Source organism: Neotamlana laminarinivorans, assembly GCF_020523925.1.
Lineage (GTDB): Bacteria > Bacteroidota > Bacteroidia > Flavobacteriales > Flavobacteriaceae > Neotamlana > Neotamlana laminarinivorans.
Window position 1 is genome coordinate 95438 of record NZ_JAJAPW010000006.1, and the last position, 21483, is coordinate 116920.

The following is a 21483-nucleotide window of genomic DNA, read 5'->3' on the forward strand; positions in this document are numbered from 1 at the left end:
TATGAATTTACATAAAGTATTAAAAATAGTAGCTTTCGCTCTAGCCATTATTGGTGCCATTTTTGCACTAATGATAATTGGCTCAGACGAGGATGCTGCGAAAGGTCTTAGCGGTAATATACTATATGTAGCTTATGCCGTATTAGCAATAGTTATTGCGCTTGTGTTAGTCTTTGTAATTAAAGGGCTTTTCTCTGGCGATATTAAAAAAACTTTACTAACGGTAGGTGCATTTTTAGTTATTATAGCTATCTCGTTTGGAGTGTCATCAGGATCAGATTTAGACCTACAACCTTTTATTCAAAAAGGATCAGATGTAACAGAATCTACATCTAAAACTGTTGGAGCAGGTTTAATTGCTTTTTACATTTTAGCAGTTTTAGCAATTGGATCAATGTTAGTAGGTGGAGCAAAAAAAATATTAAATAAATAATTATGGCAAAAAGAGCAGCACCAGAAGTAAATGCAGGCTCTATGGCCGATATTGCTTTCTTATTATTAATTTTCTTCTTGGTAACAACAACTATTGAGGTGGATTCTGGTTTAAACAGAAAATTACCTCCAATAGAGGAAACTGAACCACCAGTCATCAAACAAAAAAATATCTTTACTGTTTTATTAAATGGTAATGATCAATTACTTGTTGAAGATGAAATAATGGAAATTAAAGACTTAAGACAAGCAGCCATAGATTTTTTAGATAATGGAGGAGATGGATCTTGTAGTTACTGTAAAGGTAAAAGAAATCCTGATTCTTCTGATAATCCAACAAAAGCTATTATTTCTTTAAAAAACGAACGTGAGACTTCTTATAAGCAGTATATCTCTGTACAAAATGAGCTTGTTGCGGCATATAATGTTTTAAGAAATAAAAGAGCTGAAGCTCTTTATGGTATGTCATTTACAGAAATGGAAGCAAATGCTAACGATGTAAATTGGCCTGGTAATAAAGCGAAGTTAAAGGATCAAATCGACCAAATTAAGGAAGAGTATCCACAAAAACTTTCTGAAGTTCAATAACATTAAAATTTAACATAAATATGTCTAAATTTAAAAAGAAAAAAGGAGGCGATTTGCCAGCAATTTCTACAGCATCGTTACCCGATATTGTATTCATGCTTTTATTCTTCTTTATGGTTGCCACTGTAATGAGGCAAAATACCTTAAAGATTGAAAATAATTTACCTTTTGCAGATCAAGTAGAAAAGTTAGATAAAAAAGATTTGGTAATGTATATTTATGCAGGTAAACCAAGTGCTAACTACAAGCAATACGGTTCACAAGCAAGAATACAATTAAATGATGACTTTGCTAGCGTTAGTGAAATTGCATCATTTATAGCAGCAGAGCGTGCATCAAAACGTGAAGAATTAGTGCCATTTTTAACCACAGCGTTAAAAGTAGATGGCGAAACCAACATGGGTATTGTTGGTGATATTAAACAAGAACTACGTAAAGTTAATGCTTTAAAAATTAATTATACTACTAAAAAAGGTAGTGTGCTTAACCAATAATTTTACATTCTTAATTTTATTTAAAAGGCGTTTTGTATGTTTCAAAACGCCTTTTAATTTTTTAATTAACTATCTATTTATTTAAAGTATTAATTTATACGTAAAATTATGAGAGTACTACTTATTACATTAAAATATACTTTTGTGGTTATACTTTTTTTGAATTTATTATGCTGCGAAGAAGAGAATGTTGAATGTGAAACAGAAACAGTATGCTATGGTGCCGGAAATTGTATAGAAAAGCCAATTTCAGGCAGCTGTTTTTAACGGTTTAAAATTTCCATATAAAAAAACAACTTAATGATATACTTTTAGTTTATAAATGAAGTATTTTTTTGCCTTTATATCTTCTCTGTTATTTTTTGAAGGATTGTCTCAAGAAGACAATTCAAATAAAGTTATAGATTCTTTATATAAAGAAGATCAGTTTTATGCTGCCATTACATATAATGTGTTGAATAATGTCCCGGATGATTTATCTCAATCTGGTTTCTCTATTGGTTTTCATATTGGTTTTATAAAAGATATGCCAATAAATAAGCGTCGTAATCTGGCTTTAGGTTTGGGTTTGGGTTATTCTACTAATTCATTTAATCAAAACTTATTGATAAATAAAGAAGTGGATAACTTTGTTTATGAGATTATAGATGAAGATGATTTTATTAAAAATAAGTTTTCTAACCATTTAATTGAATTACCTATTGAATTTAGGTGGCGAACCTCTACAGCTACAGACTACAATTTTTGGCGTATATATGCAGGTTTTAAAGTTGGCTATATGCTTTTAAATAACACTAAATACAAGGGAGACTTAGGGGAAATTAAATACTCTAATATATCAGAATTTAATAAATTTAGATATGGATTATATTTAAGTACTGGATATAGTACTTGGAATTTTTATGCTTATTATGGTCTAAAATCTGTTTTTAAAAACGCTACAATTGATGAAAATAAGCTTGATATGAGTGATATTAAACTCGGTTTGATATTTTATATATTATAACCAATAATTTATTAATATAAGTTGTGGTATAAAACCGATAAATAAACCAATAATTAACTCTATGTAGTTATGAGCTTTTTCATGAAGTCTAGATGTAGCAATAACACCTATTAACAAAAACATAAGAGCTATAGTAGCATTTATATTTATGCTATAATGTATACTCAAAGCAATAAAAAACATACATAGCCCAGATATAGCTAACATGTGTATGCTAGCCTTAAAGTTAACAATTGCAAGCACTATACACACCATTGTTGATATAAGTATGCCTAAAAAGAAGAAATACAACTCTAAATCTTGCGAAGGAGATAGAATATGCTTTAATATCATTAATATAATAACACCATTTGCTATTAAAGGATAAACACGCTCTCTGGCTGTTTCCAATTTTATTGTGTTTACTTTGTTTAAAATTTTTAAAATAAAATAAATTAAAATTGGTAATAATATTGTTAATATAAACAATGCTATTAGCTTACCTTTTACAACGTTATATTGAAAATACCTTGGAGACTTAGAAAAATAAAAAATTACCCCAGCTATTGGCATAAATAAAGGGTGGAAAATATATGAGATGCTTTTTAATAGCTTATCCATTATATTTTTTTTCGGAGTCTGGCAACAGGAATATCTAATTGCTCTCTATATTTAGCTACAGTTCTCCTGGCAATAGGATAACCTTTTTCTTTTAGTATTGAAGCTAAAGTTTCATCTGTTAAAGGTTTCTTTTTATCTTCTTCTTCAATAACTGTTTCTAGTATTTTTTTAATCTCTCGAGTTGATACATCCTCTCCTTGATCATTTTTCATGGATTCGGAAAAGAATTCTTTTATTAATTTCGTACCATAAGGAGTATCAACATATTTGCTATTGGCAACTCTGGATACCGTTGAAACATCCATATTAATTTCGTCGGCAATATCTTTTAAAATCATAGGTTTTAAATTACGTTCGTCGCCTGTTAGAAAATAATCTTTTTGGTAGTGCATAATTGCACTCATAGTTACAAAAAGTGTTTGCTGACGTTGTTTAATGGCTTCTATAAACCATTTTGCAGCATCTAATTTTTGTTTAATAAAAACAATAGCATCTTTTTGCGATTTCGATTTGTCTTTAGAGTCTTTATAACCCTTAAGCATGTTGTTGTATTCACGTGATACATGCAGTTCTGGCGCATTTCTTCCATTAAGGGTTAGTTCTAATTCCCCATCAACAATTTTAATGGCAAAATCGGGCACTATGTGTTCAACAATTTTATTGTTTCCAGCATATGAACCACCTGGTTTTGGGTTTAAATGTTCTATTTCCGAAATAGCGTCCTTTAGTTGTTCTTCAGTTATACTAAATTTTTGAAGTAATTTTTTGTAATGTTTCTTCGTGAATTGCTCAAAGGCATTATCTATTATATTTATAGCTAATTCTACTTGAGCAGTTTTGTTTTTTCGGTGTAGTTGTATGCTTAAGCATTCTTGTAAATTACGTGCACCTACACCTGCAGGATCTAATTGATGTACTATTTTTAAAACCTTTTCAATGTTTTCTTCGGTGGTATAAACATTTTGTGTAAAGGCTAAATCGTCCATAATGTCGCTTAAATTACGGCGTATGTAACCACTTTCATCTACACTACCAACTAAAAATTCAGCAATATCACGTTCTTCTTCGTTAAGGCGATAGGTATTTAATTGATTTTTTAAATGTTGGGTAAACGATGTTCCTGCTGCGTATGGCATGGTTTTTTCTTCGTCGTCGCTGCTGTAATTATTAGCTTGGGTGCGATAATCAGGAATTTCATCATCGCTTAAATATTCATCAACATTTATTTCGTCGTTACCAATAGTTTCACTATCGTTAAAATCATCGGAAGAATTATCGAAATCTGTATCTAAATCATCATTTTTGTCTTTGCCTCCTTCTAGAGCTGGGTTTTCTTCAAGCTCTTGCTTTAAACGCTGTTCAAAAGCTTGTGTAGGCAATTGAATCAATTTCATTAATTGAATTTGCTGCGGCGATAGCTTTTGCGATAATTTAAATTGTAAATGTTGTTTAAGCATGACTAGATTTAAGGTAATTACTCAAATATATAAAAAAGCGGTAGCTTAACAAAGTATTGATGAACCTTTAAAATTCGGCATTTTGTGGTGTTCTAGGAAATGGTATTACATCGCGAATATTACTCATTCCAGTAGCGAACATTACCAAGCGCTCAAAGCCCAGACCAAAGCCAGAATGCACTGCTGTACCAAATTTACGTAAATCTAAATACCACCAAAGATCTTCTTCAGGAATATCTATAGCGGCCATTTTTTCTTTTAATATATCTAAACGTTCTTCACGTTGTGCGCCACCAACTATTTCTCCAATTCCAGGAAATAAAATATCCATGGCTCGAACTGTTTTTCCGTCATCATTTAAACGCATGTAAAATGCCTTTATATTTGCTGGGTAATCAAATAAAATAACAGGGCATTTAAAGTGTTTTTCAACTAAAAAACGTTCGTGTTCACTTTGTAAATCTGCGCCCCATTCGTCAATTATGTATTTAAATTTTTTCTTTTTATTTGGTTTTGAGTTTCGAAGAATATCTATGGCTTCTGTATAACTTACACGCTTAAAGTTGTTTTCTGTAACAAAATTTAACTTTTCAATTAAACTCATTGGGCTACGTTCGGCTTGCGGTTTTTTCTTGTCTTCATCTGCTAAACGTTTATCTAAAAAATCTAAATCTTCTTTATTATGCTCTAGTACATAGTTTATAACGGATTTCATGAAGTCTTCAGCTAAATCCATATTTCCTGCTAAATCCATAAAGGCTACTTCGGGTTCAATCATCCAAAATTCGGCTAAATGGCGTGAGGTATTTGAGTTTTCAGCCCTAAAAGTTGGTCCAAAAGTATAAACCTTACCAAGAGACATAGCATAGGTTTCGGCTTCTAATTGTCCGGAAACAGTCAGGTTAGTTTCTTTACCAAAAAAGTCTTGAGAATAATCAACCTTACCATCTTCTGTTTTAGGTGTATTGGCAACATTTAAATTGGTTACTTGAAACATTTCGCCTGCACCTTCTGCATCGCTACCTGTAATTATTGGTGCATGCATGTAATAAAATCCGTTTTCGTTAAAGTATTTATGAATAGCAAACGATAGAGAGGAGCGTAAGCGCATTACAGCACTAAAAGTATTGGTTCTTGTTCGTAAGTGTGCGTTTTCACGTAAAAACTCGAATGAATGTTTTTTAGGTTGAATAGGATAGGTTTCTGGATCTGAATCTCCTAAAACTTCAAGTTCTTTAACCTGTATTTCTATATTCTGACCTTTGCCTTGACTTTCTACTAAATCGCCTTTAATTTGAATGGCAGCTCCGGTTGTAATGCGTTTTAATAATGCTTCGTCAAAATTTTCAAAATCTACAACACATTGAATATTATTTATTGTGGAACCATCGTTTAATGCAATAAACCTATTGGCTCTAAAGGTTCTAACCCAACCTTTAACTTCCACTTCTTGAAATAAAATGTCTTGGTTTAGTAATTCTGAAACTGTTTTTGACTGCATATATTTTAAATTTAAAGTGTAAATATAAAAAAAGCATATATTTAAAACCAATAGCTTTTAAGCTTCTTCGTCTTCTTCTGGAATAATTTTTAAGGAAGGCTCGCGTAAAACTTCTTTATTTGCAATACTTCGTTCCAATGATAATAAAAGTGATGGCAATAATAATAGGTTGGAAAGCATTGCAAAAAGCAAAGTTGCAGAAACTAATGCGCCTAGTGCCACTGTGCCTCCAAAATTTGAAATGGTAAACACAGAAAAACCAAAAAATAAAACTATTGATGTGTAAAACATGCTAACTCCGGTTTCGCGTAACGCACCGTAAACCGATGGTTTAATTTTCCAGTGATTAGCTTGCAATTCTTGGCGGTATTTTGCTAAAAAGTGTATAGTATCATCTACAGAAATACCAAATGCAATGCTAAAAACTAAAATAGTAGATGGTTTTATTGGTACGCCTAAGTAACCCATTAAACCCGCAGTTACCAGTAATGGTAACAAGTTAGGTATTAATGATACCACAATCATTCTAAACGAACGAAACATGTAGGCCATAAATAAGGCTATCAATATTATAGCTAACGATAGTGAAATTGCTAGGTTTTTTACTAGATACTTGGTGCCTTTTTGAAATACAAGGGCTTTACCTGTTATGGTAACATTGTAACGTTCTTTAGGGAAAACTTTATTTATTTTAGTTTGTATATCTTCTTCAATACGTTCCATTTTGTCGGTTCCAATATCCTTCATGAAAGTTGTTATTCTAGCATATTGACCAGTACTATCAACAAAATTTTCAAGTAAATTTACTTTAGATGAAGAATTTTTTGCATAAGATAAAATAAAGCTATTTTCTTGCGAAGTTGGTAATTGGTAAAACTTAGGATTACCATTGTAATAAGCTTGTTTAGAGTATTTTACTAAGCTAACTACAGATATCGGTCTTGAAAGTTCTGGAATTTCGTTAATTAAATCTTCCAGTTCATCCATTCGTTTTAATGTTGATAGTTTTAAAACACCTTTTTTGCGTTTAGTATCAATAACAAACTCAAGTGGCATAATACCATTGAATTCTCGTTCAAAAAATCGAATATCGTTTACAAACTCCGATCCTTGTGGCATATCTTCAATTAAACTGCCTGAGATTTTTATTTGGTAAATACCTATCATGCTCACAATTAAAAGTATAACTGCAATCATGTAAATTGTAATTCGGCGTTGTTTTACCATACATTCCATCCAGTTAACAAAACCACCAATCCAGCGTTTGTTTAAATGTTCTAAATGGCGTTCTTTTGGGTAAGGTAAAAAGGTGTAAATTATAGGAATAATAAGTAAGCAAAGAATAAAAATAGCAAGAATACTAAGCGATGCAACAATACCAAATTCTTTTAAAAGTTTACTTTCTGTTAAAATAAAAGTAGCAAAACCAGATGCTGTGGTAACGTTTGTCATTAATGTGGCATTACCAATTTTGGTAATTACACGTTGTAATGATTTTACTTTATTACCATGTAATTGTACTTCATGTTGGTATTTATTAATTAAGAAAATACAATTAGGTATACCAATAACGATAATTAGTGGTGGGATTAAAGCGGTTAAAACAGTAATTTCATAATTTAAAGCGCCAATAATACCTAATGTCCACATAACGCCAATAGACACAACTATTAGCGAAATAAAAGTAGCTCTAAATGATCTGAAAAAGAAAAAGAAAATAAGTGAGGTAACTAGTAATGCAGCTCCTACAAATTTACCAATTTCGTCAACGATATTTTGAGCATTTAAAGAGCGTATATAGGGCATACCAGATACACGAACATCTAAATTATTCTCACTTTCAAAGGTTTCAATTTTTTTAACTAGGTTATTTAAAACAAAGTTTTTTCTAGCTGAAGTATTTACTATTTCCTTTTTTAAGTAAATAGCAGTTCTAACAGTTTTTGTTTTGCTATTAAATAAAAAATTATCGTAAAACGGGTATTTTTTAAATAACTCCTCTTGTAATTTATTTATTTGGTTAACTGTTAATACAGAATCCTTGATAAACGATTCAAGTTTAAATTTTTGTTCATCAGAATCTTTTACAAGTTTTTTTAAGTCTTTAATAGAAACAACAGTTTCAACTTCATTATAGCTTTTAAAACTATTAGCAAGTGTATTCCAAGCATTTAATTTTTCTGGAGTGAATAAAGTACTGTCTTTAACACCTAGAATAATTAGGTTACCTTCTTCTCCGAAAATTTTCAAGAAATTGTTGTATGTAATATTTACAGCATGATCGTCTGGTAATAAATTAGCTTCTGTATTGCTAAAACGCATGTTTTTCCAATTGAGGCTGAAAAGAATTGTTACTAAAACAATGCTTACCAGAATAACAATTTTATTGCGTAAAATTAATCTAGCAGTTACATCCCAGAAATCGTTTGTAAAGAGTTTTAACATACCTTTTTTTGAAAGCTGCGCAAAGGTATAAAAAACAAAGTATTACTAATAGTATTAAGAAGCTAATTAACAAGGTTTTTTTACCAAAAGCTAATTACCAGTTATCTTCTGTTTTTTTGAGGAGTATCGATACAGTAAATATTCTTCTGTCTAAACTTGTTTTTAGTTTTTTATTGTTTAATCTAGTATTAACATATTTCACTATTTTTTCATCTTTTGGTAAAACGTATTGTACATTAATTTTATTTTTTTCATTTAGTTCAAACTTTATGGTAACCTTGGTGTCCTTTTTAAAATGTATATCTGGAACACTTAATAGTGAAGCAATTTTTGACCGTAATATAAATTCAGGATCTATATTATTTGTAGTGTTTTTGTTTGAAGGTAAAGTAACTGTAAGGAAACAAATAATTAAAAATAATTTATGCATAAATAAGATTTTAGGTTAAGTTATTTTGGTTTGTCAAAAATAATAACACAATAAAATCAACACTAAAAATGGGGTTTATCAAAAATTAAAAATAAGGTTATAAAACAGTTAATCTATAAATTTTATTCTCGCATTTTAAAGTTTGGCAAGCATTTTGTTTAATACTTAATGCGTATGCCGAAAAGCAAATAGAGTAGGCTCAAATTAAAACCCCAATCCCATGAATAATAAAATTACATTTTTAAGTTTTTGTTTTTTTGTACTTACATTTAGTGCTTTTGCACAAAAAAACGGATCAGAAAGTATTATTAGTAGAAATGCCATTATTAAAAAATACCATAACAAAAAGGAACTAAATGCATTACCAAAAGGAGAATTGTTAAATCTATATAGCGAACGTGTAGAAGCACTTACACATCTTATTCCTTATTTAGCTTTTGCTTCAAAGCCTGGTATTGATATGGGAAATCTAGGTATACCAACTAGTAGTGCAAATGTTAAAAAATTTACCCAACAACGAGAAACTACAACAGAGTATTTAGAAGACACGAAGGAATTTCATAAAGAAATTTTACCATATTCTGATACTAATAGACTTGTGGCGGCAGTTCTTTTTTACGAAGAAGTTATGAAATCTATTCACAATTATGAAGATTTTAATTGATAATACCTAGCAGTAGGTTATTACAATGAAATATTAAAAGTAAATTTTAATGCTATGTTATCATCAAGATTTTCTAAATGATATCCTCCATATCGATATGTTAAACTTAAACCGAAGCCAAAAAATAATTTGTTTAATTCTATACCAGATTCTGTATAGCCCTTATTTAATGAACTAAAACTGATATTTTCATGTTGTTCAGGTTTGCTTATATCTCCAACAGCGTATCTACTTATTAAAACTAGTTGTGGTTTAAAGCGCTGCGAAATATAAAAAGGTTTTAAAAAATGCTTAAATTGTATAGTAGCAAACTTATCAGAGAAAAATTCATTGAAATACATGGTTTCAAAGCTAGTTAAACCAGCTACAGAAAACCGTTGAAGTATAGTTTCTTTATTAATGTTATTCGGATAGGCATGATATAAATGAGTTAATGGAGCATTACCATTTGTTAATCCTGAAACCAGAGTGATTTCTGAAAAAGCATTATCCTCATCACCAATTTTTATATTGGTTTTAAAATCTATTTTCGAGAAGTTAAAATCGCCTCCAAAAGCGTTTTTTATACTTTTAGTGTATTGCAAAGAAAATTTAGGGTAACCATGTTTGTGTGTTATATTTTCGTTAGTGGTTTTCCAAATATCAAAAGGACTCCAAGCTAGCGATGCTTTTGCAGTAGTTATATCAAAATTGCTATAGCTATTTCCATTTACATTAAAGTTATAATTGTATGTAGGTTCAATTTTACTAACAGCAAACTGTGTTTCCAATAATAGTTTATTGTGTAATTCATGCTCTAAAGAAACAGATTTTGTTATGTGTTTGTGAAAAAGAGTAATATTTAATAAACGGGGTTCAAAAAATTGAAAATGTCTTCCATCTGTAATGAATTTAGTACTACCAGTTTCTTGTAAATCGTCTGTGTAAGCTAAATTAATCCACGTATTTGTACTTTCTAAAACTCGAAAACCTCCACCAATGCTATATTTAAATCTGTGATCTCTAAAACCATAAACAATGTAGCTATTTACGCGGTATTTTTCAGAAAAATCATCGTTTGTTAAAAAGCCTAAGCCAGTTCTAATCCCTTCGTATTGATTGTATTTTATAAGATATCTTAAGTCTAAGTTTAAGTATTTAGTAGGAAAGTAACCTTGACCAAGGTGTTGTAAAAATGCTTTTCTTTTTAACGAATCTTTTTTTATTACAACATTATCAGTTTCATATTGGCTTTGAGCAAAAAGAGCAAAAAGCATAAAAAACAAAAAAATACAACGTTTAAGCATTAAATTATATTGATGTCGTTAAAAAAAGCGACTTAAGGTCGCTTTTTTTAAACAGTCATAATTTCTTTTTCTTTTTTGTCGAAAAGTTCATCTACTTTTTTAACGAAAGTATCCGTCATTTGTTGTACATCAATTTCGGTGTTGCTTTTAACATCTTCAGAAACATCTTCTGTTTTCTTTATATCGTTGTTAGCATCTTTTCTAGCAGCACGTATACTTACTTTAGCGTCTTCAGCTTCAGCTTTGGCTTGTTTAGCTAAATCACGACGACGTTCTTCTGTTAAAGGAGGTACGTTAATTATAATAGTTTCTCCATTGTTCATTGGGTTAAAACCTAGATTAGCGTACATAATTCCCTTTTCGATTTCTTGTAGCATGCCTTTTTCCCAAGGTTGTACAGTAATAGTTCTACCGTCAGGGGTGTTAACATTGGCTACTTGACTAAGCGGTGTTTGTGAACCATAATATTCTACCATAACACTGCCTAACATAGCTGGTGTAGCTTTTCCTGCCCTAATGTTTACAAATTGTTTTTCTAGATGTTTAATCGCATTATCCATGGATTCTTTTGTGCTATCTAGTATAAATTGTATGTCTTCGTTCATAGCTATTAAATTCTGTTATTTTAATAAAAATGTTTTGTCAAAAATTAAGCCAAAATTATAAATTAACTTCAGTTCCTACTTTTTCACCAGATACAACCTTTAGTAAATTACCTTTTTTATTCATATCAAAAACAATAATTGGTAGTTTGTTTTCCTGGCTTAAGGTGAAAGCGGTAGTATCCATTACTTTTAAGCCTTTTCTTAAAACATCATCAAAGGTAATGTTGTTAAATTTAACGGCTTTTTTATCTTTTTCTGGATCGGCATTGTATATACCATCAACTCTTGTTCCTTTTAAAATTACGTCAGCTTCAATTTCTATTGCTCTTAAGACAGCTGCGGAATCTGTTGTGAAGTATGGGTTTCCTGTTCCTCCACCAAAAATTACAACACGGCCTTTCTCAAGGTGGCGCATAGCTTTTCTGCGAATAAAAGGTTCTGCTACTTCATTTATTTTAATAGCTGTTTGTAGTCTTGTAGGTATATCGGCATCTTCTAAAGCACTTTGTAACGCTAAGCCATTAATTACGGTTGCTAGCATGCCCATATGATCGCCTTGTACACGATCCATACCATTACTTGCCCCGGCAACACCTCTAAAAATATTACCACCACCAATTACTATGGCAACTTCAACACCTTTGTCGGTTATTGTTTTAATGTCGTTTGCATATTCGGCTAAGCGGTCTGGATCAATTCCGTATTGGCGGTTTCCCATTAAGGCTTCGCCAGATAGTTTTAAAAGGATTCTTTTGTATTTCATTTGTAGCTTTCTGAAAGTTGAGCAAAACTACATAAAATTTTTATTTTTTGTACAAAAAAACCACTACCTAAAAAATAAGTAGTGGTTTATATATGATTTTAATTTCTAGAATTCTAGAAACAAAAAGTATTAACCTACTGAAGCACGTTTAAACCCTGCAATAGCTACTTCACCATAAGATGAAACATACTCTGCTACAGTTTTCTTTTCGTCTTTAATGAATTTTTGATCTAATAGACATTGTTCTTGGTCTAAAGTTGTGTTATCAGAAATAAAACGCTCCATTTTACCTGGTAAAATTCTATCCCAGATTTTTTCTGGTTTACCTTCGGCTTGTAATTCTGCTTTGGCATCTTCTTCAGCTTGAGCTAAAACTTCTGGAGTTAATTGAGCCATAGAGATGTATTTAGGAACATTTTTTAAAGTTTTTCCTAATCTAGCTAACTCTTCATTATCTTTTTCAATAACCGCAATTCTAGCTTCCGTTTCGCTAGCTACATATGCAGGATCGAAATCTTTGTAAGATAAAGAAGTTGCTCCCATTGAAGCGACTTGCATAGCTACGTCTTTTACTAAAACATCGGCGTTATCAACTTTTGCAGTTAAGCCAACTAAAGCAGCAATTTTGTTAATGTGAACGTAAGAACCAACGTAAGCAGCTTCTAACTTTTCGAAAGAAGTGATGTCTAGCTTTTCACCAATTACACCAGTTTGCTCAACTAATTTGTCGGCAACAGTCATACCATCAAAATCTGCAGCTAAAAATTCTTCTTTAGTTGAAGTGTTTAAAGCGATATCTCCTAATTGATTAGCTAATGCTAAGAAATTTTCGTTTTTACCAACAAAGTCAGTTTCACAACCTAATACAATTGCTACACCTGCAGTTTGTTCGTTGTTTACTTTAGCAACAGCAGCACCTTCAGAAGATTCTCTGTCGGCTCTTTTTTCTGCTACTTTTTGTCCTTTTTTACGTAATACTTCTATAGCTTTATCGAAATCGCCTTCGGCTTCAACCAAAGCTTTTTTGCAGTCCATCATACCAGCACCGGTAGCTTTTCTTAACTTGTTTACCTCTGCTGCAGAAACTTTTACTGTACTCATAGTAATTTATAATTTAAAAAAGTCGTTCAATTTATTTCACAAAGAAAAGAACTAAACGACTTATTTATGTTTTGTTAATGTTATATTATTCTTCTTCGTTAGCGGCTACCGCTTTTTTAGCTTCAGCTTTAGGTTTTGCAGCGTCAGCTTTTGCAGCTGCAGTTGCTTCTTTTTCAGCTTTACGTTCTGCTAAACCTCCTGCAATTGCAGATGAAACGTAAGTTAAAATTTTATCGATAGATTTAGAAGCATCATCGTTTGCAGGGATAACATAATCTACTTGACGTGGATCTGAGTTTGTATCAACCATTGCAAAGATTGGAATGTTTAATTTTTGAGCTTCTTTAATCGCGATGTGCTCACGTTTAATATCTACAACAAAAAGCGCACCTGGTAAACGAGTCATGTCGCTAATAGAACCTAAGTTTTTCTCTAACTTAGCTCTTAAACGATCTACTTGTAAACGTTCTTTTTTAGAAAGTGTCATGAAAGTACCGTCTTTCTTCATTCTATCAATAGAAGCCATTTTTTTAACGGCTTTTCTAATAGTAACGAAGTTAGTTAACATACCACCTGGCCAACGCTCAGTAATGTAAGGCATGTTAATTCCGCCAGCTTTTTCAGCAACAACATCTTTTGCTTGCTTTTTAGTTGCAACGAATAAAATTTTACGTCCAGAAGCTGCAATTTTAGCAAGAGCTGCTCCGGCTTCATCAATTTTAGCCGCTGTTTTGTAAAGGTTTATAATATGGATGCCGTTACGCTCCATATAAACGTAAGGTGCCATGTTAGGGTCCCACTTACGTGTAAGGTGTCCAAAATGTACACCTGCTTCAAGTAATTCTTTTACTTCTACTGCCATGTTTGTAATAGTTTACGTTCTGTTGATTAGCAATGTTCCAATATTATTGGCTTCATTTAGATGCTAAACTAAACCTGCTTTTTCAAGCTAGGTAACAACAATAACTGTTTTTAATTAATCTTAAGTTTTGAAGATAAACTTCAAAACTTAAGAATTTATGTGTTTTAATGTTTTGAAAATGTTGGAGTAACTGGTAAACAGGTACTGTAACAAGTTCAGGGTAATATTAACGTTTAGAGAATTGGAATTTCTTACGTGCTTTCTTCTGACCGAATTTCTTACGTTCAACCATTCTTGGGTCTCTAGTTAATAATCCTTCTGGTTTAAGCGTTAATCTGTTTTCAGCATCTAATTCGCACATTGCGCGAGAAATTGCTAAACGAACAGCTTCTGCTTGTCCAGTAATACCACCTCCATATACATTTACTGTAATATCAAAGTTGCCATCATTGTTAGTCAAAACTAAAGGTTGCTTTACTTTGTACTGCAAAGGAGCCGTAGTAAAGTAATTAGTTAAGTCTTTTTTGTTAATCGTTATGTTTCCGCTACCAGCAGCAACATATACACGAGCAACAGCCGTCTTTCTACGGCCGATTTTGTGAATTACTTCCATTAAATAAATTCGTTTAAGTTAATTGTTTTTGGCTTTTGAGCTTCGTGTTTGTGCTCTGTACCAACAACAACTGTTAAATTACGGAATAAATTTGCGCCTAATTTGTTTTTAGGTAACATTCCTTTTACTGATTTTTCAACAACACGAGTTGGGTTTTTACCATACAACTCTGTAGCTGTTAAACTTCTTTGACCTCCTGGATATCCAGTGTGACGAATGTACGTTTTGTCGTTCCATTTGTTACCAGATAACGTGATTTTTTCTGCATTGATAATAATAACATTATCTCCGCAATCAACATGAGGTGTGAAGTTTGGCTTGTGCTTACCTCTTAGTAGCTTCGCTACTTTAGAAGCTAAACGACCAAGCGGCTGTCCTTCAGCGTCAACTAAAACCCACTCTTTATTTACAGTAGCTTTGTTGGCTGAAATCGTTTTGTAGCTTAATGTATCCACACTAATTGATTTTTAATTATTAAACATTCCTCTCTCAAAAAGAGTTTGCAAATTTACGATTAATTATTTGATTACCAAATAGTATGTAAAGTTATTTTTAAGGTCTGTATTTCTCTTTAATTGATTGATTTTCTTTAAGTTTTAATAAGATTGAATTGCAACAATCTTTAATTATAACAGTAATAAACTGCTGAAGCATTTAATTTTTGATTAATTTTGCAGCGTTATGCATGAAGAATTAAGACTTTCTAGTTGGTTACCTACCACAAATAAAGAGGTAAAAATACGCGGATGGGAAGAACTCGACGTTATCCTATTTAGTGGTGATGCTTATGTAGACCATCCAACCTTTGGGCCTGCAGTAATTGGGCGTTTATTAGAAAGTTTTGGGCTAAAAGTAGCCATTGTACCACAGCCTAATGTTAATGATAATCTTCAGGATTTTGTAAAATTAGGAAAGCCTCGTTTGTTTTTTGGTGTAACTGGCGGTTGTATGGACCCTATGATTAGTAATTATAATGCCAATAAAAAGCGGCGTGATAAGGATGCCTACACGCCAAATGGCGAAATAGGGTTCAGACCAGATTACGCATCAACCGTTTATAGTAAAATTTTAAAAGAAAAATGGCCAGATACTCCAGTTTTAATTGGAGGAATTGAAGGCTCTTTGCGAAGAGTTACACATTACGATTATTGGAGTGATCAACTTATGCCAACTATTTTACAAACTTCAAAAGCAGATATGTTGGTGTATGGTATGGGTGAGCAACCATTACGCGAGATTGTGCGATTATTAGAGCGTGGTGTTCCGTTTAGTAATATAAATACCGTAAACCAAACCGCGATACTTATTAATGATTATAACGATATTCCTAAAAATAAAAATTGGGAAGATGTTGAAATCGCTTCACACGAAACTTGTTTAAAAGATAAAAAGGCTTACGCATCTAACTTTAAGGTTATCGAGCAAGAGTCGAATAAATTAGCTGCAAGACGTATTTTTCAAAAGGTAGGAGATAAGATACTGATGATAAATCCGCCGTATCCTACAATGACGGAAGCCGAAATTGATGCGTCTTTCGATTTGCCATACACGCGTTTACCACACCCAAAATACAATAAGCGTGGGCCAATTCCTGCTTACGAGATGATAAAAACATCTATAAATATACATCGTGGTTGTTTTGGTGGATGTAGTTTTTGTACTATTTCGGCACATCAAGGAAAATTTATAGCGAGTCGAAGTAAAGAATCTATTTTAAAGGAAGTTGATAAAGTGGCTAACATGCCCGATTTTAAAGGGTATTTATCAGACATTGGTGGGCCAAGTGCAAACATGTACCAAATGAAAGGTAAAGTGCAATCTATCTGCGATAAATGTGTTGCCCCTAGTTGTATTTCACCAGTAATTTGTAGCAACTTAGATACATCGCATAAACCGTTAACCGAATTATATCAAGCGGTTGATAGTCATCCAAAGGTAAAAAAATCGTTTATAGGCTCTGGTATTCGTCACGATATGTTAGTGCCTGAATTTAATAAAAACGCAGACCCAAAAGAGTTAGATGATTATACCGAAGAAGTAATGACAAAGCATGTTTCTGGTAGACTAAAAGTAGCGCCAGAACATACGAGCGATCCGGTTTTAAAATTAATGCGAAAACCATCGTTTAGTTACTTCCATAAGTTTAAAGAACGTTTCGATAAGATTAATATGAAGAAAGGTTTAAAGCTTCAGTTAATTCCATATTTTATTTCCAACCATCCTGCTTGCGAAGCTGAAGATATGGCAAATCTTGCTGCCGAAACTAAAGATATGGGTTTTCAGCTTGAGCAAGTACAAGGGTTTACACCAACACCGATGACGGTAGCTACGGTAATTTATTACAGTGGTTATCATCCGTACACGCTTAAAAAAGTAAATACCCCAAAAACTAGAAAAGAAAAAGATGAGCAACATCGTTTTTTCTTTTGGTATAAAGATGAAAACAAGGCGTGGATAAAAAACACGCTTAATAAACTAGGACGCCAAGATTTGCTTGATGTTTTACTACCTAAAAAGGAAGAAAAATGGCGTAAAAATAAGCCAGGTAAAACTAAAAATACTTTTAATGATGCTGTGCCATTTAATCAGCGAAAAAATAAGGTGAAGTATAAAAGCAAGAAAAAAAGGCGCTAACTGTTTTTTTAACTTTAATATTCTTTAACAAATCTTGTTAAGTCTAGGTTAATCCGTTCGTTATATTTGGTTTCGGTGAATATATCCATTAGTTTGAATGGAGAAATATTAACCCAAAAAATCACAAATGAAAATGGAAAATTTAGAGAAAAAAACCGTTGCAATTTTAGCAACCAACGGATTTGAAGAAAGTGAATTAAGCGAACCTAAAAAAGCCCTTGAAGAAGCCGGTGCCGAAGTGCATATCGTGTCTTTAGAATCTGGCGAAATTAAAGGTTGGAAAAATGGTAATTGGAGTAATTCTTATAAAGTAGATAAAACTTTAGATGAAGTTTCGCAGAGCAACTACAATGCGTTAATGTTACCAGGCGGACTTATTAATCCTGATTTATTAAGACGAAACGATAAAGCCATTGGTTTTGTAAAATCGTTTTTTGAAAATAAAAAACCAGTTGCAGCAATTTGTCATGCACCATGGTTGTTGGCTGAAGCCGATGTTTTAAAAGGTCGTAAAGTAACCTCGTTTAGTTCTATTAAAACAGATATCGAAAACGCAGGTGCCCAATGGGTAAATCAAGAAGTAGTTGTAGACGAAGGTTTAGTAACAAGTCGTTCTCCAGAGGATTTACCAGCATTTAATAAAAAATTAGTAGAAGAGGTTTACGAAGGTAAGCACGACATGCAAACTGCATAATACTAATTAAACACTCAAATAAAAAAGCAGGAACTTAGTTCCTGCTTTTTTTATATTTTATGTTTTGCTTTTTTGGCGGCAATAACGCTTATGGTTAAAATTTGAAAAGCGTGAAATAACATTACAGGAAGCAAAATAATGCCTAAAAACGATGCGTTTTGAAACAGAATTTTAGAGAACACGGTACCGTGAACTAAAGATTTTTTTGTTCCGCAAAACTGGGCGGTAATTTTATCTTCTTCATTAAATTGAAGTTGCTTGCTAATAAAACCAATTAAGAAGTAAATTGTAAAAAATAGTAGAACAGCTACTATAAATACACCGGCCAACATTGGTAAGCCTAAACCATTAAAAATACCATCGGAAAAGGATTTTGAAAAACTTTTATAGATAATAATTAGTATAACGCTTTTGTCAAACAGTGTTAAGTAGTTTTTGTGTTTTATGGCAAAGCTTCCTAAAAACCTGTGTAGTAATAAGCCTAAAATTACCGGAGCTAAAATTTCTAAAAATAAGTTTTTATAAACAGCAACTAAACTGTAATCAGCAGTATTAGAGTTTAAAAATAATCCCATCCAAATGGGTGTAACTAAAACCCCAATTAAACCGGAAATACTAGCGTTAAAAATAGCAGCGGTTATGTTACCTTTGGCTATAGAAACCATAACTACAGACGAAGAAACGGTTGATGGTAAAGCAGCTAAAAATAAAAAGCCTAACCACAATGTTTTGTTGGTTTCATTAACCCAAGGGTAAAAACACAAAACAATTAAAGGGAAAATTAAAAATGTTGTAGCCTGAACTAAAACATGCAATTTCCAGTTTTTTAAACCTGCCTTTATTTTTTCTGGACTCAATTTAAGTCCGTAAAAAAAGAAAATTAACGAAACACCTATGCTTCCAATAGTGTTTAATGGCAAATCTCCTGCTGCATTGGGAAATAAATAAGCAAATAAAACCACAATTATTATGGCAACAACAAATTTATCAATCTTAAAATTCATAAAAATTAAGCTTCAGTTATATTCTTAATTAAAGTAAGTACAAAGCAATAATTATTTTAATTAAATCAGCTTTAATTTAATATTTATTTAAGTTTTAAAATTTCATCTTCAAGTAAAATCAATATTTTTTTATCCTTCTCGGAAAGCGTTTTCGATACATCACTAGGGTTAAAATGAAGCTTAAACGAATAAATAGCATTTTCAAGATTACTAATATTGTAGCCAATAAATTTTAATGCTTTTTTTGGGTTAAAGGTACTGTCGATAACTACTGAGTCTAGTTTGGTTTCGTCGTACCAAATGCCATAACCACTTTCGGCAAGGGTTTTCCAAGGGAATAAAGCGCTTGGGTCTACTTTACGCCCTGGAGCAATATCGGCATGACCAATTATGTTTTGTTTTGGTATTTTATACTTTTCGGTTAGGTTTTTTAGTAGCCTAGTTAAATTGTTTATTTGTGCGTACGAAAACGGTTCTTCGCCATCATTATCTAGTTCAATACCAATAGAAACGCTGTTTAAATCGGTTACATTTCCCCAGGTAGAATTTCCAGCGTGCCAACCACGAAGTAAATCGTTAAGCATTTGGGTAATGGTGCCATCATCACAAATTACATAGTGCGAGCTAACTTGTGTGCGTTGTAAAGCAAAGGTTCGGTAGGTTTGTTCGCAGCTTTCTTGGTCGGTGTGATGAATTATAATAAAATTAGGCTTGCGTAAACTAAAGTTTTGCGATTCTATAACATTAAACGCTTGATTGTTTATAGAATCTGGCTGAATATTTCTTAAGCTTTTACCTAAAGTTTTGGCTTGCTTTTTATATGCTTTTTTAGATTCTTGATAAATGTTTTTGGAGCAGCTACTTAGAAATATAAAAAATATCAAAAAGAATATTTTATTGAGAAACAAATATTTATGAATGGAATTTTTATCGTGCATTAATAAGCTTGTTTTTTATGGCTTTGAAGTTAGCAATTATAACAACAAAAACTCATTTAAAATTGGAATATCGGCTTCAGCCCAATCTAAATTTATTAAATCTTCTTTTTTTGCTAAAACATAATTAGCATGTTCTTTAAGTATTAAACTTCCGGAATTGTATTTAGCAATAAAAGGAATTAATTTAATTTTAAAATCGGGGTATTGATGTGTTACCGGTGTTAATCGCTGCGTAACATGTATTTCAATATTAAGCTCTTCTTTAATTTCGCGTTTAATACAATCAATTTCTGATTCGTTAGGTTCTATTTTTCCACCTGCAAATTCCCATTTTAGAGGTAGCTTCATTTTTTCGCTTCTTTGAAAAGCAAAAACTTTGTCATCTTTTAAAATGATAGCGCAAGTAACTAAAATAGTTTTCATTTTCATCTTATTTACAACCCAAACTTACGCTCAATAGATTCTACGGTGCGTTGTAAAAATTTCGGGGCATTAAAACGATAAGCAAAATAGAGTTGTGCATGGTTTCTATCGTTGATTGTACTTCTTGTAGAGCGGTAGTTTATGTTGTTGCTCTCAAAAGTAAAAGTAGCACCGGCAGCAACACGCTCGTTGGTAAACCCAAATTGTAATCTAAAATTAAATCCGCGGGTAAAATAGGTTTCTTTATTAGTATCGTCTTTCGAGAATCGCATACCAAATTTAGGACTAATAGCAGGTGTTACAAACCAATTTTGGTCTACACACCAAGTGTAATAATAGGCGGGCGATAATGTGAAATCGGAATTATGCTGAACCACTTTATCGCCATCAATAAAATCTGAAATACGGTTATATCTGTAAGTAAAACTTGGAATAAAACTACCTGAGCTTTCTCGTTGCCATTCATTAAGCTGAAACAAATGTTTATACGAAAAACGGTCGTTTAATAAATAGCCAGCAGAAAACCTATAGCTTGTAGATTTAAGATCTGGAAAATCTCTATCTGGATTTTGTAAATCGATGTTTTGAGCATAGAATCCTTTAATTCTACTAAAATCTGCACCTAAAACCCATTTACTTAGAAACAGATTAAGTTTGGCTTCTAAAAATTTTGATTTTCTATCGCTTTGTGGTGGCGAAAACCCAAACCCAAAGCCTAAAAATTTATAATTTGCCGATAGTTTTGTTCTTAAATCGTTGGTAGCTTCAATGGTGTAGCGCTCGTTATTTATGTCTTCATTTACCGATAAAATTTCTGTTTGGCGGTTTATAGAAACTTTGGTAATTAAATAGTCGTTTAATTTTACAATATCTTGGGCGTTGGCTTTAGTAAAAAAAAGCAAAGACATTATAAAACAAGCGCTGTAGGTTTTCATAAATGGTT

Annotated in this window: 23 protein-coding genes; 7 read left to right on the top strand and 16 right to left on the bottom strand. The window is 32.0% G+C overall.

What is annotated here, in order from left to right:
- Position 1: 1 nt before the first annotated feature.
- The 4 genes from LG649_RS13350 to LG649_RS13365 all read left to right on the top strand — a co-directional run bounded on the left by LG649_RS13350 (position 2) and on the right by LG649_RS13365 (position 2520).
- A complete protein-coding gene (locus LG649_RS13350; protein ID WP_226544320.1) occupies positions 2-433 on the top strand; it encodes a hypothetical protein in 432 nt (143 codons plus the stop codon).
- A gap of 2 nt (positions 434-435) precedes the next feature.
- Entirely contained in the window at positions 436-1020 is a 585-nt protein-coding gene (locus LG649_RS13355; RefSeq protein WP_226544321.1) for an ExbD/TolR family protein, read from the top strand.
- Between the two features lie 20 nt (positions 1021-1040).
- Complete coding sequence (locus tag LG649_RS13360; protein WP_226544322.1) at positions 1041-1514, top strand: ExbD/TolR family protein; 474 nt, start codon at positions 1041-1043, stop codon at positions 1512-1514.
- Between the two features lie 322 nt (positions 1515-1836).
- A complete protein-coding gene (locus LG649_RS13365; protein ID WP_226544323.1) occupies positions 1837-2520 on the top strand; it encodes a porin family protein in 684 nt (227 codons plus the stop codon).
- Here the strand turns inward: LG649_RS13365 and LG649_RS13370 are convergent.
- From LG649_RS13370 to LG649_RS13390, 5 genes are all read right to left on the bottom strand, one after another.
- Entirely contained in the window at positions 2515-2910 is a 396-nt protein-coding gene (locus tag LG649_RS13370) for a hypothetical protein (RefSeq protein ID WP_226544324.1), read from the bottom strand. The two genes, LG649_RS13365 and LG649_RS13370, sit on opposite strands and share 6 nt — an antisense overlap.
- Positions 2911-3119: 209 nt before the next feature.
- Complete coding sequence (gene rpoN, locus LG649_RS13375) at positions 3120-4577, bottom strand: RNA polymerase factor sigma-54 (RefSeq protein ID WP_226544325.1); 1458 nt, start codon at positions 4575-4577, stop codon at positions 3120-3122.
- A 67-nt stretch (positions 4578-4644) separates the two neighbouring features.
- The gene (asnS, locus tag LG649_RS13380; protein WP_226544326.1) at positions 4645-6078 is read right to left on the bottom strand and encodes an asparagine--tRNA ligase; all 1434 of its coding nucleotides are present in this window, start codon (positions 6076-6078) and stop codon (positions 4645-4647) included.
- Between the two features lie 57 nt (positions 6079-6135).
- Positions 6136-8523, bottom strand: a complete 2388-nt coding sequence (locus LG649_RS13385) for an efflux RND transporter permease subunit (protein WP_226544327.1) — start codon at positions 8521-8523, stop codon at positions 6136-6138.
- Between the two features lie 94 nt (positions 8524-8617).
- Positions 8618-8953 carry a hypothetical protein gene (locus tag LG649_RS13390; RefSeq protein WP_226544328.1) on the bottom strand — a complete coding sequence of 112 codons (336 nt, stop codon included), beginning with the start codon at positions 8951-8953 and terminating at the stop codon, positions 8618-8620.
- Positions 8954-9173: 220 nt separating this feature from the next.
- Here LG649_RS13390 and LG649_RS13395 point away from each other — a divergent pair, with 220 nt between their 5' ends.
- Positions 9174-9617 (top strand): hypothetical protein, encoded by a 444-nt coding sequence (locus LG649_RS13395; RefSeq protein WP_226544329.1) that lies wholly within the window; start codon positions 9174-9176, stop codon positions 9615-9617.
- A gap of 20 nt (positions 9618-9637) precedes the next feature.
- Here LG649_RS13395 and LG649_RS13400 read toward each other — a convergent pair whose 3' ends face one another.
- From LG649_RS13400 to rplM, 7 genes are all read right to left on the bottom strand, one after another.
- On the bottom strand, positions 9638-10873 hold the full coding sequence (locus tag LG649_RS13400; RefSeq protein ID WP_226544330.1) for a hypothetical protein: 1236 nt from the start codon (positions 10871-10873) through the stop codon (positions 9638-9640).
- 77 nt (positions 10874-10950) lie between these two features.
- Positions 10951-11508, bottom strand: a complete 558-nt coding sequence (gene frr / locus LG649_RS13405; protein WP_226544331.1) for a ribosome recycling factor — start codon at positions 11506-11508, stop codon at positions 10951-10953.
- 55 nt (positions 11509-11563) lie between these two features.
- On the bottom strand, positions 11564-12271 hold the full coding sequence (gene pyrH / locus LG649_RS13410) for a UMP kinase (protein WP_226544332.1): 708 nt from the start codon (positions 12269-12271) through the stop codon (positions 11564-11566).
- A gap of 129 nt (positions 12272-12400) precedes the next feature.
- Entirely contained in the window at positions 12401-13372 is a 972-nt protein-coding gene (tsf, locus tag LG649_RS13415; RefSeq protein ID WP_226544333.1) for a translation elongation factor Ts, read from the bottom strand.
- An 85-nt stretch (positions 13373-13457) separates the two neighbouring features.
- Positions 13458-14234: a 30S ribosomal protein S2 gene (gene rpsB / locus LG649_RS13420; protein ID WP_226544334.1), complete on the bottom strand. Its 777-nt coding sequence runs from the start codon at positions 14232-14234 to the stop codon at positions 13458-13460.
- A gap of 226 nt (positions 14235-14460) precedes the next feature.
- A complete protein-coding gene (rpsI, locus tag LG649_RS13425; protein ID WP_044632961.1) occupies positions 14461-14847 on the bottom strand; it encodes a 30S ribosomal protein S9 in 387 nt (128 codons plus the stop codon).
- Entirely contained in the window at positions 14847-15302 is a 456-nt protein-coding gene (rplM, locus tag LG649_RS13430) for a 50S ribosomal protein L13 (protein ID WP_226544335.1), read from the bottom strand. The genes rpsI and rplM overlap by 1 nt, the downstream gene beginning before the upstream one ends.
- Before the next feature lie 226 nt (positions 15303-15528).
- Between rplM and LG649_RS13435 the strand changes: the two genes are divergently transcribed.
- Entirely contained in the window at positions 15529-17481 is a 1953-nt protein-coding gene (locus LG649_RS13435) for a YgiQ family radical SAM protein (protein ID WP_226544336.1), read from the top strand.
- A 133-nt stretch (positions 17482-17614) separates the two neighbouring features.
- Positions 17615-18175 (top strand): type 1 glutamine amidotransferase domain-containing protein, encoded by a 561-nt coding sequence (locus LG649_RS13440; RefSeq protein ID WP_226544337.1) that lies wholly within the window; start codon positions 17615-17617, stop codon positions 18173-18175.
- Positions 18176-18225: 50 nt separating this feature from the next.
- On the opposite strand, the gene LG649_RS13445 is transcribed toward LG649_RS13440, so the two are convergent.
- From LG649_RS13445 to LG649_RS13460, 4 genes are all read right to left on the bottom strand, one after another.
- On the bottom strand, positions 18226-19179 hold the full coding sequence (locus tag LG649_RS13445) for a bile acid:sodium symporter family protein (protein WP_226544338.1): 954 nt from the start codon (positions 19177-19179) through the stop codon (positions 18226-18228).
- An 83-nt stretch (positions 19180-19262) separates the two neighbouring features.
- A complete protein-coding gene (locus LG649_RS13450) occupies positions 19263-20063 on the bottom strand; it encodes an N-acetylmuramoyl-L-alanine amidase (RefSeq protein ID WP_226544339.1) in 801 nt (266 codons plus the stop codon).
- A gap of 90 nt (positions 20064-20153) precedes the next feature.
- Positions 20154-20540 (bottom strand): (deoxy)nucleoside triphosphate pyrophosphohydrolase, encoded by a 387-nt coding sequence (locus tag LG649_RS13455; RefSeq protein WP_226544340.1) that lies wholly within the window; start codon positions 20538-20540, stop codon positions 20154-20156.
- Between the two features lie 11 nt (positions 20541-20551).
- Positions 20552-21475, bottom strand: coding sequence for a DUF4421 family protein (locus LG649_RS13460; RefSeq protein ID WP_226544341.1), 924 nt, complete (start codon positions 21473-21475; stop codon positions 20552-20554).
- Positions 21476-21483: the final 8 nt, after the last annotated feature.

Bases quoted from the DNA above. Each gene is read 5' to 3' on its own strand.
- LG649_RS13350 (WP_226544320.1), top strand. From the start codon at position 2: ATGAATTTACATAAAGTATTAAAAATAGTAGCTTTCGCTCTAGCCATT.
- LG649_RS13355 (WP_226544321.1), top strand. From the start codon at position 436: ATGGCAAAAAGAGCAGCACCAGAAGTAAATGCAGGCTCTATGGCCGAT.
- LG649_RS13360 (WP_226544322.1), top strand. From the start codon at position 1,041: ATGTCTAAATTTAAAAAGAAAAAAGGAGGCGATTTGCCAGCAATTTCT.
- LG649_RS13365 (WP_226544323.1), top strand. From the start codon at position 1,837: ATGAAGTATTTTTTTGCCTTTATATCTTCTCTGTTATTTTTTGAAGGA.
- rpoN (WP_226544325.1), bottom strand. From the start codon at position 4,577: ATGCTTAAACAACATTTACAATTTAAATTATCGCAAAAGCTATCGCCG.
- asnS (WP_226544326.1), bottom strand. From the start codon at position 6,078: ATGCAGTCAAAAACAGTTTCAGAATTACTAAACCAAGACATTTTATTT.
- LG649_RS13385 (WP_226544327.1), bottom strand. From the start codon at position 8,523: ATGTTAAAACTCTTTACAAACGATTTCTGGGATGTAACTGCTAGATTA.
- LG649_RS13390 (WP_226544328.1), bottom strand. From the start codon at position 8,953: ATGCATAAATTATTTTTAATTATTTGTTTCCTTACAGTTACTTTACCT.
- LG649_RS13395 (WP_226544329.1), top strand. From the start codon at position 9,174: ATGAATAATAAAATTACATTTTTAAGTTTTTGTTTTTTTGTACTTACA.
- LG649_RS13400 (WP_226544330.1), bottom strand. From the start codon at position 10,873: ATGCTTTTTGCTCTTTTTGCTCAAAGCCAATATGAAACTGATAATGTT.
- frr (WP_226544331.1), bottom strand. From the start codon at position 11,508: ATGAACGAAGACATACAATTTATACTAGATAGCACAAAAGAATCCATG.
- pyrH (WP_226544332.1), bottom strand. From the start codon at position 12,271: ATGAAATACAAAAGAATCCTTTTAAAACTATCTGGCGAAGCCTTAATG.
- tsf (WP_226544333.1), bottom strand. From the start codon at position 13,372: ATGAGTACAGTAAAAGTTTCTGCAGCAGAGGTAAACAAGTTAAGAAAA.
- rpsB (WP_226544334.1), bottom strand. From the start codon at position 14,234: ATGGCAGTAGAAGTAAAAGAATTACTTGAAGCAGGTGTACATTTTGGA.
- rpsI (WP_044632961.1), bottom strand. From the start codon at position 14,847: ATGGAAGTAATTCACAAAATCGGCCGTAGAAAGACGGCTGTTGCTCGT.
- LG649_RS13435 (WP_226544336.1), top strand. From the start codon at position 15,529: ATGCATGAAGAATTAAGACTTTCTAGTTGGTTACCTACCACAAATAAA.
- LG649_RS13440 (WP_226544337.1), top strand. From the start codon at position 17,615: ATGGAAAATTTAGAGAAAAAAACCGTTGCAATTTTAGCAACCAACGGA.
- LG649_RS13445 (WP_226544338.1), bottom strand. From the start codon at position 19,179: ATGAATTTTAAGATTGATAAATTTGTTGTTGCCATAATAATTGTGGTT.
- LG649_RS13455 (WP_226544340.1), bottom strand. From the start codon at position 20,540: ATGAAAACTATTTTAGTTACTTGCGCTATCATTTTAAAAGATGACAAA.
- LG649_RS13460 (WP_226544341.1), bottom strand. From the start codon at position 21,475: ATGAAAACCTACAGCGCTTGTTTTATAATGTCTTTGCTTTTTTTTACT.